The sequence below is a fragment of the Allorhizobium sonneratiae genome (assembly GCF_023700755.1).
Taxonomy (GTDB): Bacteria; Pseudomonadota; Alphaproteobacteria; order Rhizobiales; family Rhizobiaceae; genus Allorhizobium; species Allorhizobium sonneratiae.
In genome coordinates this window covers 1-14,555 of the sequence record NZ_JAMKOJ010000003.1, presented here as the reverse complement: position 1 = coordinate 14,555, position 14,555 = coordinate 1, and the positions used below count along the sequence as shown (strand labels likewise).

Here is a 14,555-nt window from a genome sequence, read left to right as displayed (position 1 = left end):
CACATGCCTGTCAATGCCTGTCAAACAGACCGACACGAAAGTTTCTGCTGGCGTGTTGTCTTCATCGTCTTTTCAGAAAAACCGGTCCCCTTCTTTTGCAAAATAAACACTAACGAAGGGTGCGCTGATCTACAACTCCCCGTTTCAGGGGTGTTTTAGCTTATGAGCAGGTTTTGTCGTCGACATCAGCATGTTTCAGCCGGGACTGAACAGGGACGTCGTCAGAACTGGCCCATCGCAGAGGACCTCTCCTTGTGCAACGAGATCCTCCAGATGCGCCAGAACCGACAAACAGGCAGCTTTGAAAAGGGGCGTCTCAATGCCGCGATACATGGCCCGGACCATGGTTTCAATATCGCGATCCCCTGCCCTGACCCTGGCTAAAATGGCCTTTGCCCGCATCTGCCGATGGGTTTTCAAACCGCGAACATAGGCTGCCGGATTGGCCACGGCGCCGCCATGACCGGGCAGATATGCGAGGTCTTCGCGCGCGAGCAGCCGGTCCAGCGATGCCATGTAATCGCGCATGGACCCATCGGGGGGCGCAATCACCGTCGAGGCCCAGCCCATGACATGATCGCCGGAGAACAACAGCCCCGTGTCCTTCAGGGCAAAGGCGGCATGATTGGCGGCATGGCCGGGGGTAAGCACCGCCTCAAGCGCAAAGCCCTCGCCCTGAACCAGATCGCCATCGGCCAGCAAGATATCAGGCTGAAACGCACGATCACCGCTCTCGCCAAAGGCGGGATCTTCTCCCGGATGCAGGGCACGCGCCAGACGATGCGGCCCTTCCGCAACCAGCATGGCCCCCGTTGCTGCCTTGAGCCGCATGGCAAGCCCTGAATGATCCCGGTGAGTATGAGTGACGAGAATATGAGAGACAGTACGGCCTCTGAGCGCCAGTTGCAGCGCATGAAAATGCGCCTCGTCAGCAGGCCCCGGATCAATGATGCAGACGGTTTCCTGCCCAATAATGTAGGTATTGGTGCCCTTATAGGTCATCGGCCCGGCATTGGGGGCTGTCACCCGCTCCACGCCCGCAACGACAGAGACGCGACGGCCATGCGCGGCCTCATAGGTTTCCGACAGAAGACCGGCAAAACTGTTCATGATTGTTCTTACGTTTTAATTTGAGGATCAATGCGGAGTGGAGGTGCGCTGCGACGCACTCGCAACGCTTAGCGAGGACACCGCCTATTTATACTCGATCTCGATAAAACTCATGGGGGCATCGCCGCCATTGATAACATTATGGCTGACGCCTGCCTCGCGCCGATAGACCTCTCCTGCCCGGCTGGTCACCTGACGTTCTCCCTGATCGTCCTCGATCAGGAAATGGCAATCCGTCATCGGCACGACCACATAACCCAGCCCATGGACATGATGACCGGTCGCAGCACCGGGCTCGAAATCCCAGCGTGTGACGCGCACCATGGCATCATTCAGCAGAACCGTGCCAAGGGCGGGAGGACGGGCGGAATAACCAGGCATCAGGATCTCCTCAATGAACAAACCCCGGCACCCAAGCAACGGCAGGACGATGAAGGGCACCGGGATTGCTCTATCTGAGCAGATTTTTTATCTGAAAGCCAGTAGGCGGTTCAGGTCGCTATGCGGCACGGCGTTGATGACGACCTTCCTCAACCTCTTCGACGATCTTGGCGACAAAGGCATCGAGGTCACCGGGATTGCGCGAGGTGATAATACCCTTGTCGGTGACCACTTTTTCATCCACCCATTCTGCGCCGGCATTTTTCACATCCGTGCGGATCGAATGGTAAGAGGTCGCCTTGCGGCCCTTGAGCGCATCCGCCTCCACCAGCAGCCAAGGGCCATGACAAACAGCCGCCACCACCTTGCCGGAGGCGACAAAATCCTTGACCAGCTTCACCGCCTTTTCGTCGGTGCGCAGGATATCGGGATTGATCTGCCCGCCGGGAATGACGAGCGCGTCGTAATCCTTGACCGAAACATCGCTGACAGCGAAATCGACATCGACCGTATCGCCCCAGTCCTTTTCGGCCCAGCTTTTGATCGGCTCCCGCTTCAGAGAGGCGATTTTCACCTTTGCCCCTTTCTCACGCAGCTTATCAAGCGGCACCCGCAGTTCCGAGCGCTCATAACCGTCTGTCGCCAGAATGAGAATCGTTGCGTCTGTAATCTTGGTCATTGTTTTCCCTTTCTTGGTTGCAGTCGATATTGGGAAAACCCGAAAAGCTGCGGTTCGTTCCGCATTTTCTAAAAAAGGGTCGCTGCCGCTCTGCGCAGGACTTTTTTCAACGAGCTGTTAAAATCGCGCGAAAAACCATTGCAGCCATGATCCCGCTTTGCTAAGACCCCGGCGCAGCAAAGCCTGGGCGAAACGCCTGCGGCGCACAGCGGTGGGGCGTAGCCAAGCGGTAAGGCAGCGGTTTTTGGTACCGCCATCCCCTGGTTCGAATCCAGGCGCCCCAGCCATTGCACCATCCGCAAAATCAGCAGAAAAGACGCAAATTGCCTCTGCAAGAGTGTCGAGGACTTGCGACGATCAGCCTGGCTGATGCAAGTGTTACCACCACCACCAGTGGTTTCAACTCCTGTTTACCATATCCATTTCCCGTTACTTAACCTTAACGGTCTTATAAAAAGAGCGGGCAAACAGTAACACTTCACGGGACCACAAATGACGTGCGGATCATGCGATCCGCGCGGGCGGTTTCTCCATGTCTTTTATTGCGTAAAAGGTGAGACCAGCAAATGGTGAGCAAGAATACCAATGTATCGGCGATCATGGCGCTGCAAAATATTCGTAGAGCCATCGACAGCCGGAATGAGAGCGAAGACAGGATCTCCAGCGGTTACCGCGTGGCGAAAGCGGCTGACAATGCGGCCTATTGGTCGATTGCCACCACCATGCGCTCGGACAATCACGCCATCGGCGCGGTACAGGATGCGCTGAACATGGCCTCCGGCGTGCTCGACACCGCCGAAAACGGTATGACCAAGGCGGTCGATCTGATGTCGCAGGCAAAATCCCGGCTGGTGCTGGCGCGTGAGCCGGGGGTGGATCGCAGCAAGATCAATACGGAACTCGATGAAATCCGCTCGCAACTGCGCTCCATCGCCACCGGCTCGTCCTTTTCCGAACAGAACTGGCTGTGGCGCTCCTCCTCCAGCGATCCGGCCAACCGCAATCTGGTCGGCTCATTCGTGCGCAACAGCTCTGGCCAGATCAGCATCAACACAATCAATTACGACATTGGCGGGCAATCCGGCACAGAGGATGTGAACTATCTGATCGACGATGTTGGTGGCGATGACGGCATTCTGACCGGCCCCGGCTTTGCCAGCACGCTCGGTACCGCCAAAACCTGGGTGATGTTCAACGGCGCCAGCGCCGGCACCAGCTATGACGAGATCAAACTGGACAAGAACACCAGCAACACCGATATCGACGACATGATCAAGGTGGTGGATGCTATGACCGGTCGCATCACCGATGTGGCCAGCACCCTCGGTGCCTTGAGCAATCGCGTTCATATGCAGAACAATTTTGCCAAAAACCTGGAGGGAACGATCAAGACCGGCATCGGCAGGCTGGTCGACACCGATATGGACAGCGAATCCAGCCGTCTGAAAGCGTTACAGACCCGCCAGCAACTGGCTGAATCCACATTGCCGATCATCAATGGCAACATCAATTCCGTTCTTCAACTTTTGCAATAGTTGAACAAAACCGCCGCCAAAGGCTGCGCAAAAACGGCAGAAAAACGGTAAACTCCAGACAAAAAGGACGATAAACCTTAAGTTATTGCTTTTTGGCGGCCTTTGTGCAATGCGCAAATGGGGTTTGATGCGGCAACTGGCCGCATGAAGAATGAGCCGGAACAGTGGAGAATGGATTTGTCCCAGAAAATCGACCTTGCAGACATTGACCTGTTGATCGTCGGGGCCGGATTTTACGGCGCTACGATTGCAGAGCGCGTTGCCAACGAGATGGGCAAGAAAGTTCTCATCATTGACCGCCGCACGCATATCGGCGGCAATGCCTATAGCGAAAACGACCGGGAGACAGGCATTGAGGTGCATCGTTACGGGGCGCATCTGTTTCACACGCCGAATGAGACGGTCTGGACCTATCTCAACCGCTTCACCGCCTTCACCAATTATCAGCACCGCGTCTTCACCAGCCTGAAGGGTCAGGTCTATTCCATGCCGATCAATCTCGGCACGATCTGCCAGTTTTTCGGCAAGCGCTTTTCGCCGGATGAAGCGCGTGCGCTGGTGGCCGAACAGGCCGCCGAGCTTGGCGACAAGCAGCCTGCCAATCTGGAGGAAAAGGCGATCTCGCTGATCGGCCGCCCGCTTTATGAAGCCTTTATCCGCGGTTATACGGCCAAGCAGTGGCAGACCGACCCGCGCGAACTGCCGGAAGGCATCATCAGCCGCCTGCCCGTGCGCTATAATTTCGACAACCGCTACTTCAACGACCGTTTCGAGGGCCTGCCGGTCGACGGCTATACGGCGATTTTCGAGCGCATGCTCGATCATCCCAATATCCGCATCGAGCTTGGCGTCGATTTCTTCGACATCAAGCCAGACCTGCCGGAAAACCTGCCTGTGGTCTATACCGGCCCCATCGACCGCTATTTCGATTACAGCGAAGGCGAACTGGGCTGGCGCACCATCGATTTCGAACAGGAGATCAAGCCGGTTGGCGATTTCCAGGGCACGGCGGTGATGAATTATGCCGACGAGGACATTCCCTATACCCGCATTCTGGAATTCCGCCATTTCAACCCGGAGCGCAATTACCAGACGGAAAAAACGGTGATCGTGCGCGAATATTCCCGCTTTGCCAAGCGCACGGACGAGCCCTATTATCCGATCGACACACCAAACGACAAAGCCGTCTATGCCCGCTACAAGGCGCGTGCCGAGGCGGAAAAGAACGTCTTCTTCGGCGGACGGCTGGGCACCTATCGCTATCTCGACATGCACCAGGCGATCGGAGCGGCGCTCAAGCATTATGAAACGACGATTGGGCCTAGCCTCAATAAATAAGATATATCTAAATAAAAGCTTGCATTTACGTCAAGATGCATCACAAAACGACAGCGAAACCAGAGGTCAATCCACTCTCAAGAGTGTCAAAAGATCTACTTCATACCGCACCTGTCATCTGAGCATATGTTTGACTGCACGGAATGGCGCGACGTTATGAAGGAAATGATCAGAATATAGATTGAATCAAACGACAATGTTTAGGGTATCACTGTGAATACAAGACAGCAAAGTTCTGAAGCCATGCTACGCCACTACACTTTTGACTCATCTGAATCGGCAAAATCGGCAAACATCTTAGACAAGAATACAGATACGACAAAAAAAATTAGCGTTGTTGTACCCTGCTACAACGTAGAGAAATATATTACAGACACCTGCAACTCAATATTAGCAAATTCCGTTCATGTCGACATTGAAGTCATCATTGTCGATGATGGATCGACTGACAGATCAGCAGAAATCGCACAGGAAATACTCACAAAAGGTGGCGTACCCACAACCATTGTCAGAATTCCCAATTCAGGCTTAGCTGCCGCTCGGAATGTTGGCCTTCATTTCGCATCGGCACCCTACATTGCCTTCCTTGATGCAGATGATTTAATGGCGCCAGACGCTTACTTTCACCTGTATCGTCTCGGCTCTACCGAAAACTGCGATCAGGTATTTGCACGGTCATCTGCATTCGATGATGAGCGATACAATGATTTTGAATTTTTTGATACTGAGGTTTGGAATACAATACTCAGTGGGCTGACCGAAAGAGCCTTTAACCCTCTATCAGAACCATATGTTTTTAGCACGGAACCCAAGACTTGTGCCAGAATTTGGCGCAGAGAATTTCTAATTGAAAATAAATTGTACTTTCCCGAAGGAAAAATATTTGAAGATATTGGGTTACATATACGATCACTCGCTATCAGCAAAAAAATTGGAATAGTAGATGTCCAAGGCCTTCTCTACAGAGTCGGGCGGACAGGAGCCCTAACATTAGACAGAAGCAAAAAGAGACTTGACGTAATTTCCAATATTCACGAGTCACTTATAACACCTGATGTACAAGGGCTTACAAACGAGGCTGGTGCCTTTGCCCTGTTGGGCTTTATGCGGATCGCACGCTGGTGCCGCGGAATGATCGATCTTCGCATGAAGAAAGAGTTTGATATTGCGCTCGCACAATGCTTCCAACACGTACCGTCAAAATGGGTAGATGCCCTCTACAGGGTAAATCCTCGTGAAGCAGATAAATTCTTGACTGTTAAAACGAAGGGCCAACCTATCGGGGTCGCCATTCATTCGGCAGGTACGTGGCTTTCCAGAAGACTACATAAAAAACGTGTTTCAGGAATGCCGGGATGGAAGAACTTGGGCACAGACACGCCTGCGGCCACAACCTCAGCCCATAGAAGATTTCACTTCAGTGAAATCCGTTCCTTTGGCCCAGCACTGGCCATGCTTCCACTCAATAGTAGGATTGCGTTTCTATCATCCCACTCCCGTATAAGCGCATTGCGCATCGCTAGAACGCGCCCTTTCACTACAATATATGTTATGGACGAGGGATCAGATGCAATTACGAGCGAACTGAAACAGCAGAAAAACATTTTTATTTTTAAAGAACTTAGCGATCTTCTTAAGGAAGTTACCGCACAGCAAAATCACCTTGATATGATTGATCTTGGTGATAATGCAACGGATGAATTGTTACAAAAATTACAATCTATAGAGGCTGACTTTATAGTTGGCGCTTTCGATCCGTTAAGCGTTCACAACACAGCCAATTTCCTTGCTTCGGTACGCTCAAAAGTATCAAGAGGATATTTTCTGTGGCGTTTTGATGGTCAAAGATTCACATACTCACGCAGCAGTGCTGGACCCGCCGTTTCCGTTATTGTTCCGGTATACAATATTCTGCCGTATCTCGATCAATGTATAGAATCTTTAAGCAATCAGACGCTTCGAGATCGCGAAATAATATTAGTAGATGATGGCGCTTCAGATGGGTCAGCATTACGTTGTGACGAGTGGGCTCAAAAAGACCCAACAATTAAAGTCATTCACAAGCCGAATGGTGGCTGCGCCTCTGCAAGAATGTCAGGTCTCGAAGCTGCCAGCGGCGAATTCGTTACCTTCATCGACGGCGATGATTGGGTTGACACCACCATGCTTGAGCGTCTTTTTGGCCTAAGCTTGCAAACTGGCGATGACATTGTTGAGGGCGGCTGGTGCTTTGCATTCCCCAGCGGCGCGACAGATGACAGAACGACCGTCGAAAGACAACAATGCTATTTGGGCAAGGGCGGAATTATGCGTCGCCCCAAAGACTTGGCTTTGATTGATCAGCCGACTATTTGGCGTCGCCTGTATAAAAGAGCATTCTTGAATAAACAGAAAATTGGCTTTGATATTCGCCTTCGACGTTTTGATGATATGCCCTTTCAATTTGAAACTCTTTTTAGATCACCTGATATTGCCTATGATGATCACTGCATGACGTATTACAGACAGGGGCGTGAGGGCCAAGATATTGGCGCCACCGACGAAAAGCTGTACGTGCATTTTCCTATTATGAACATGCTACGGGAAACTGCACTGAATTCAGGCAGCAAAGATGTATTTAAAAAATTCCTTATCATACAATATCATACCCATGCCTGGGCTCTTTCAAAGATAAAACCTGAGCTGAAAGATACATATAAAGCCTATATGTCGAGAGACATGTTTGGTCCAGAGCAGTATGGCGGAGCACTCACAAATTTAAATCGACTCTTGCGAATTTTTCCACGCAATCGAATTCGTATTTTGCGCATCTATTTTCAATATATCACGTCAGCAAAAAATATGAGTCTACCTCAAATACATGAAGTAAAATAAGCTTCAATCTACAAAATACAGCATCGTGCGCCTTACAAACGCACGATGCATATGTACTACTGGTGCATGAACTTTTAATTCTTAATTATACCCTAATGCCTCATTAAGGCCCTTCATTCCTGAAAACTCGAAATAATTTTGAATATTATCATTCCACATTTTCTCCCAGGACGAATGGGACGTCGCTGATGTTGGCGTTTCTTGTCCCACTTGCTGTCGCAGAGCATTCGAAAAATTAATGCTCATGCCCGCGAATGATTCATCCAACATTCTGGCAACTCTGTCTCCAATCACACCATTGCAGCAATCCTCATAGCGAAGAACATCTTCAGCAAAATACGAAACCATCATCTGCGCCATATGACGGATATGTTCGAGATCTCGTCCATGATAATACTGTATGAATGCTGTCAAGCGCGCCTCTCCGTCTAGAGTACGCCAGTAACGATCCATATCATCAACCGGCATCACCTTACCGAGCTTAAAGCGGTAGAGGCTGTACAAAACAGCGCGCAGATCGCGGATGGCATGGATGACCAGAATGCCCTGACGCTTCATTTCCTCGATGACATGGGCATGTTCAATATGGCCCACCATGATCTGGCCGCGCTGCATCAGCGCCGTAACCATCGTTACCGGCAGGTTCAGCCGCGACATTTCGGGGGCAACATGGATTTCCGCATCAGCCATGTTGCGATAATCATCCACTGTATCTTGACCGCCCAGATGCAGCCGGGTCGGCTTATAGCCGATCCGTGCAAACGCTGCTTCGAGAAAATAGGTGCCGGATTTGGGAATGGAATTGATGAAGACCGGCGGAAGGTCTGGCGCCCCTGCCGGTTTTTCCAATGTTAGTGCTGGAACGAGGTAAAGCGGCCAGAGCCGGTTTTCGACATGCCCCAGAAAGACCCTGTCACCACTCTGCCTGAACCGGCTGGTGACATGGCCCGCCTGGTGGTGAAAACACAGATCGTCGCCCTCACGCGACCAGCGGCTCTCATTCTCATGCGCATAGCCATAAATGCTGCCATCCGGTCGTAAAACCATATGGCCATACTGTCCATTGCAGGGAGAACCGAAACTGAAAACGGAAGACAACAAATGCATTATAACACCCGGAACAAGCTAGGGTTTCAGGCTTTAAACGATTTATTGTACAATCAAAAGAGAGATTATGCCTCTTCTATGACCGCCCCCGGCAGAAGCTGCAATTCATACAGTCTGCGATAGGGGCCTTCGCGGGAGAGAAGCTCTTTCTGCGGCCCCTGTTCGGCAATCTGCCCGGCTTCCATCACCACGATATGGTCGGCGCGGGTGATGGTGGACAGCCGGTGGGCAATCATGATCGTGGTGCGGCCTGTGGCCAGCCGTGCGAGCGCCTCACGGATCTGCGCTTCCGATTCCGAATCGAGCGCGCTGGTCGCCTCATCGAGGATCAGGATCTCGGCATTGCGCAGCATTGCACGGGCAATGGTGAGGCGCTGTTTCTGGCCGCCGGAGAGATTGCCGCCATTTTCACCGACATCGGTGTCATAGCCTTTCGGCAGGCGCATGATGAAGTCATGGGCATTGGCAGCCTTTGCCGCCTCAATGATCTCTTCATCGCTGGCCCCTTCCCGGCCAAGGGCGATGTTGTGGCGAATTGTGCCGGCAAACAGAAACGTATCCTGCCCGACATAGGCCATGCGCTCACGCAACGACTGAAAGGTTATATCGCGCAGATCATGGCCATCGACCGTGACGGAGCCTTTAACCGGATCGTAAAGCCGCATGATCAGATTGATGATCGAGGATTTGCCACCACCGGACGGACCGACCAGCGCCGTTGTCTTGCCTGCCGGAAAGGTCAGATCGAGCCCGTCGAAGATCGGCTGACCGGCGACATAGGCAAAGCTGACGCCGTTGAACTTCACCTCGCCCCGGCCCTCCGGCAGCGCGATAGCATCCGGCTTTTCGTTGAGATTGATCGGTGCATCGAGAAGTTCATACATCATGCGCACGCCGATCATCCCCGATTCCAGGCTGACGCGCATTCTCGCCAGCCGCTTGGCCGGTTCATAGGCCAAAAGCAGGGCGGCGATGAAGGAGACGAGCTCGCCCGGCGTCTGGCCGCCTTCCACCACCCAAAGCCCGTTCAACGCCACGACAATGGCGATGGCAAAGCCGGACAGGGTTTCCATGATCGGGCTGGAAGCCGCTTCCAGCCGGGCAATGCTGTTCGAGCGGGTTTCCACCTCGGTCACATGGCGTTCCATGCGGGCATTCATGTAATCCTCAAGTCCAAAGGCCTTGATCACCCGGATACCGGTGGCGGTTTCCTGCACATTTTCAATGATCTTGCCGATCGAGGCGAGTTCCGCCTCCATGATCTTGCGCACTTTCTTGGTCAGCTTGCGCACACCAATAATAGCGCCCGGCCCAATGACCAGCGAGGCCAGCGAAAGGATCGGCTGCTGCACCACCATGACCGCCACCAGGCCCAGCAGCGAAAACAGATCACGCACAAAGGAGGTGACAATCAGGTCGATGACGCTGCGTGCGGCCTGGGCATTGGTGGTCAGCCGCATCAACAGTTCCGAGGAGGGATATCTGCTGTAAAAGGCCACATCCTGCCGCAAAACATGACCGTAAATGCGGCGCTGGGTGCGGGCGATGATGTTGTTGCCAGCCTTGTTGAGAAACACGTCCTGCACATAAGAGGCGATGCCCTTGATGGCAAAAATACCGGCAACGATGCCAGCCACCATCAAAATTTTATGAAGATCGCGCGATACCACCGTTTCATTGACGATATCGCGGATGATCCAGGCGCTGGCCGAGGTCATGGCCGCAACGATCAGCATGGAGGAGATGGCAATCCCGTACCAGGGCGCCTGCTTCTTGAAATTCTCCGCCAGCAGCCGCCCAAGCAGGCTCTTGTTGGCTTGGGAGATGAATTTTTCAAGCATTCGCAAAGTCCCTTTCGTTGCCCCGTATCGCAGAAATCCCAATTCAGGATCATCAATGCGCGGCATCCGCCACATGCTCTATCAGATGATAGGCCGTCTACATGGCCCGCATGGCGCGAAAAAGCAAGAGAGCGCAGAACCACCCCTCATCCACGACGAGAGCATCCTGTGTTCAATCAGAAACGGCACGATTCTCACGCTTTGAGTTTTTACATCGGATTGATGCGAAAACCGGCTCCCACTTTTCGGGCCAATGCGCGAACTTTCTGGTTGGCATCGGATCAATCCGAAACCGGTCTCCACTTTTCGGTCCGATGCTCTATGCCGTTTGCTGGTTGGCTCCGCGCCGATCGAAAGGGCCGTTCAGCGGCTCCATCGTCATCTTCCGGGTCAACTGGCGGCGTATGAGTTGAACCAGACGGCCAAACCCATAGCTTCTGTCTTTCCGCTGCAGACCCGGCAAGCGCGTGAGATGGCGCAGAACCATGGCAAGACCAGTCCGGCCAAGACCGCTGATCCGTTTGCCATCCGTTGTCAAAGCTCCATAACAGAGCGGGGTTATGCGCTCCTCAATGCCATAGAGTGCATTGAGAGCAGCTTCCTCATCCTTGGCCGACTTGCCGTTGGCGCTGATCCTGCTCATCAGCACCTTGCCGACCGGGCGCGTATGGCGCACGCTGATACTGTCGAAAATACCAGAGCGATCAATGCCGGATTGCGGCAGGCGGCACCAGATATAATCCAGTCCGAAACCGCTCATCGTCTCGCGAAAATGCGGCATGACCATTTTCAAGAGATCGAGACGCAGGCAAGGCACCATGATCTCGACATAGTTGGTGTAGCGCAATTGCAGCCTGGGGCAGTTGATAAACAGGAAATGGGTAAAGTAACTGTCGGGTGTCAGCGAGGGCTGCGCCACCGCCATGTCATGTGTGCGCATCAGCGCAAACAGCCGGTTGATCGTCTTGGCATCCGTGGCGATATCGTCATCCGGCAGCCAGACATAGGCATAATCATCCAGGCGGGATCCGAGCCATTCCAGCGTGGCATAAAGCCCGTCCCATTTGCCGCCAACCTTGAAAAATGCCTCGACCCTGTCCTGCTCCTGATGGGCGTTGTAGGCATCCTCGTCGAAATAGCTGACGACAAGATCGAAATCACGATCGGTATCGGAAGGTGCAATCCAACTTTCATGCAGGGAATTTTTGCCTGCGCGGACAATAACCAGATTGTTCCCTCGCCCCGCCTTCATCACACTGTCAGGCTTCATTATATTTCTTCAATGTATTAAATTCGCGCCGCGAGCCATTCCACATGATCGTCTTGAATTTCAACACGGACTGATGCTTCATATTGGCCACAAAGCGGGAGAGCACATCGCCTTTCTTCACTGCCGAGCGGCTGTTGCAGATGGCGCTTGTGGCCAGCGCATCGCGATGCTCGCTCACCACGACGCGGTCGGAAATCAACACCGGCACGCGATGCTCCCAGACGAATTTGAAATCCAGATCGACAGGGCGATAAAACCGCCGACGTGCACCCAGCATGGCAGCAGCCGCCTTCTTGCCGATGATATAGCCGGTTGTCAAAGCCGGTATCTTGTAAGGCTCACCAACGCAAAAGGGTCCAAGCTGCACAACGGAACCCGGTTTCAGCCGCCGTGGCTTGTCGCTCTGTCCGTCCAGCTTGATCACAACCTCGGACAGGTCGAAGCTGGCGGCGCTTTTCAGAAAATGCGGCAATTCCGGCAGAATATGACAATCATCTTCCAGTATCAGCGCAGCTTGCTCTTCACCATCGGCAATCTTCTGCCACAAGCGTTGATGACTGAGATAGCAGCCGATCTCGGCAGAAGACAGTTTCCGCTTGAAGCCGACGCGATTTTGCACTTCGTCGAAGACGGTGCAGATGTCGGCATAACTGAGCGTCTTGCCATTAACAGCGTCGAAAAAACAATAATTTACACCTGTCCTGTCCAATATCTCACGACAGGCATCGCGTCTGGGTGACCCCACCAGACTGATGATATAAATCGGAATTTGTGTCCTGCTGTCTCGCATGAACCCGTTTTCTTTCTATAAACCACAAACTACTGAGGCCAAAACATCAAATGATCATCCCCTGTAGCTTATGCCGTCCCCTGATTGAAACATAACAGACCTTACTATTGCTACACAAGCAGATAGAATTTTCATGAGAGTTCTTTATGGCTTTAGTGACGAATTGAGCCCCAGCATCACCAAAAGCCATCAAAACCTCATCGACCCAACGCACTATGCTCTCAATCTATTCAGCTTTGCGCCAGAATACGTAAACATATCGCTTTCCCTGACCAGATTGATCGAAACACGCGAACGCTTCGGCACGATCAGGAAAACCGTTTCATCGTCAAAGCTAGCCTGTTGTTAGCCATCTTTCATGGAAACTTCATGGCAGGCTTCATAACAACCCGTTCGACGCCGTTACAGATGACGGTTCAGGCGTATTTAGCCGTCATCATACAGCCTCTTATCAAGGGCGCCCGGATAGAAAATCAAGACATAGCGAGCAAGATCGTCATGACGATCCAGACGTTTCCCAAAGACACAAGCCAGCGTCTAGAGCATTTCACGGGACAATCCCCTAAAAGGTTCTGAAATGACGGGTATATGTCCTCTACAGACCCTTTTGCTTCGGTCAATCCAGTCGTGAAATTCGACCTTCACGCCACAACTTTATATCTCCGTTATGTATGACTGTCCCTGCCGGGCGAAGCTGTATGTGCGGCGTCTTCCATGAAAAAAATGGTAGGTACGATTTTTGTGTTTTTAATAATTGTTGTTATTAATAACAAATAAAATAAAAGCGGGAGGATATGCTTTTATCTATATATTCTGCACTTTTGCTTGCAAATGAAGCCCAACTATAAAAACAGGATATTTTATTAATCACTTATTAGAAGATTTAAGTCTTACTGGCCGTGCGGTGCGTTTTTATTGGGCACTCTGTCTGTCGCGTGTAGAACGTCGTTTTTAGAACAGCCAGAGAAATAAAACGCAAACGCTTTTTATTCCGTGGGGCCAGAATCGAATAGATTCTGTAAGCATGATGCGTTCCTTACGTTTTGGCTCTTGGGGGAGCCATGTTTTGCTTTGAAAATTGACCGTTTTTGCTGCGTCATGACATGCATGGGCGAAGTATTGCCCGTTTGCATGAAGGGTTGGCCGGAGAAACGGATTCTCGATCAGCTAACGTAGGGTCACAACTCAATGACAAGTGTTATCTCTTCCCTGTCGCTCACCCAGATCAAGGCGCTCAGCACGGCCACCATCAGCGGTTTAACAACGACCGATGCCGCTGCGTTCACGACAGCACAGATGGCGGTCTTGAGTTCGGCGCAAATCGGTGCATTTTCAACCGATGATATACACACCTTCAACTCTTCACAGATCAGCGCGATTTCATCGAAATCGATCGGAGGTCTAACAGCGGCACAGATCGCCATCATCAGCTCTGTACAGGAAGCTGCTCTGAGTTCGGCGCAGATTTCCGGCCTTGAAACAGATGATATTGCGTCCTTGACCACGCAGCAGGTTGCCGATCTGACAACGGCACAGATTGCCGGTCTGTCCTCCAAGCAGGTGTCCGCTCTTTCGACCGCCGACATTGCCGCCCTTGGCAGCGACATCTCCGGCCTCAGCACCGCTGCAC

11 protein-coding genes and 1 tRNA gene are annotated in these 14,555 nt (G+C 52.2%); 5 read left to right on the top strand and 7 right to left on the bottom strand.

All coding sequences use genetic code 11. From position 1 onward, the window contains the following. Window positions 1-195 precede the first annotated feature (195 nt). The 3 genes from NAC44_RS05695 to NAC44_RS05685 all read right to left on the bottom strand — a co-directional run bounded on the left by NAC44_RS05695 (window position 196) and on the right by NAC44_RS05685 (window position 2,170). Window positions 196-1,110 carry an MBL fold metallo-hydrolase gene (locus NAC44_RS05695; protein WP_250938819.1) on the bottom strand — a complete coding sequence of 305 codons (915 nt, stop codon included), beginning with the start codon at window positions 1,108-1,110 and terminating at the stop codon, window positions 196-198. Window positions 1,111-1,194: 84 nt separating this feature from the next. Further along, window positions 1,195-1,491: a cupin domain-containing protein gene (locus NAC44_RS05690; protein ID WP_250938818.1), complete on the bottom strand. Its 297-nt coding sequence runs from the start codon at window positions 1,489-1,491 to the stop codon at window positions 1,195-1,197. Window positions 1,492-1,609: 118 nt separating this feature from the next. Next, a complete protein-coding gene (locus NAC44_RS05685) occupies window positions 1,610-2,170 on the bottom strand; it encodes a type 1 glutamine amidotransferase domain-containing protein (protein WP_250938816.1) in 561 nt (186 codons plus the stop codon). A 212-nt stretch (window positions 2,171-2,382) separates the two neighbouring features. On the opposite strand from NAC44_RS05685, the gene NAC44_RS05680 reads away from it, so the two are divergent. From NAC44_RS05680 to NAC44_RS05665, 4 genes are all read left to right on the top strand, one after another. Beyond that, window positions 2,383-2,457: transfer RNA gene (locus NAC44_RS05680), tRNA-Gln, on the top strand. A 279-nt stretch (window positions 2,458-2,736) separates the two neighbouring features. After that, entirely contained in the window at window positions 2,737-3,705 is a 969-nt protein-coding gene (locus NAC44_RS05675; protein ID WP_250938814.1) for a flagellin N-terminal helical domain-containing protein, read from the top strand. Between the two features lie 177 nt (window positions 3,706-3,882). Beyond that, a complete protein-coding gene (gene glf, locus NAC44_RS05670; protein ID WP_250938812.1) occupies window positions 3,883-5,043 on the top strand; it encodes a UDP-galactopyranose mutase in 1,161 nt (386 codons plus the stop codon). Between the two features lie 213 nt (window positions 5,044-5,256). Further along, a complete protein-coding gene (locus NAC44_RS05665) occupies window positions 5,257-7,917 on the top strand; it encodes a glycosyltransferase family 2 protein (RefSeq protein ID WP_250938810.1) in 2,661 nt (886 codons plus the stop codon). 81 nt (window positions 7,918-7,998) lie between these two features. Here NAC44_RS05665 and NAC44_RS05660 read toward each other — a convergent pair whose 3' ends face one another. The 4 genes from NAC44_RS05660 to NAC44_RS05645 all read right to left on the bottom strand — a co-directional run bounded on the left by NAC44_RS05660 (window position 7,999) and on the right by NAC44_RS05645 (window position 12,925). After that, window positions 7,999-8,964 carry a sulfotransferase domain-containing protein gene (locus tag NAC44_RS05660; protein ID WP_250938809.1) on the bottom strand — a complete coding sequence of 322 codons (966 nt, stop codon included), beginning with the start codon at window positions 8,962-8,964 and terminating at the stop codon, window positions 7,999-8,001. A 125-nt stretch (window positions 8,965-9,089) separates the two neighbouring features. After that, window positions 9,090-10,865 carry an ABC transporter ATP-binding protein gene (locus NAC44_RS05655; protein WP_250938807.1) on the bottom strand — a complete coding sequence of 592 codons (1,776 nt, stop codon included), beginning with the start codon at window positions 10,863-10,865 and terminating at the stop codon, window positions 9,090-9,092. 319 nt (window positions 10,866-11,184) lie between these two features. After that, window positions 11,185-12,135, bottom strand: a complete 951-nt coding sequence (locus NAC44_RS05650; RefSeq protein WP_250938805.1) for a hypothetical protein — start codon at window positions 12,133-12,135, stop codon at window positions 11,185-11,187. Next, window positions 12,125-12,925 (bottom strand): glycosyltransferase family 25 protein, encoded by an 801-nt coding sequence (locus NAC44_RS05645; RefSeq protein ID WP_250938795.1) that lies wholly within the window; start codon window positions 12,923-12,925, stop codon window positions 12,125-12,127. The genes NAC44_RS05650 and NAC44_RS05645 overlap by 11 nt, the downstream gene beginning before the upstream one ends. A 1,188-nt stretch (window positions 12,926-14,113) precedes the next feature. On the opposite strand from NAC44_RS05645, the gene NAC44_RS21415 reads away from it, so the two are divergent. Continuing rightward, window positions 14,114-14,555: hypothetical protein (locus NAC44_RS21415; protein WP_420839891.1), on the top strand; the 442-nt coding region annotated here is incomplete at its 3' end.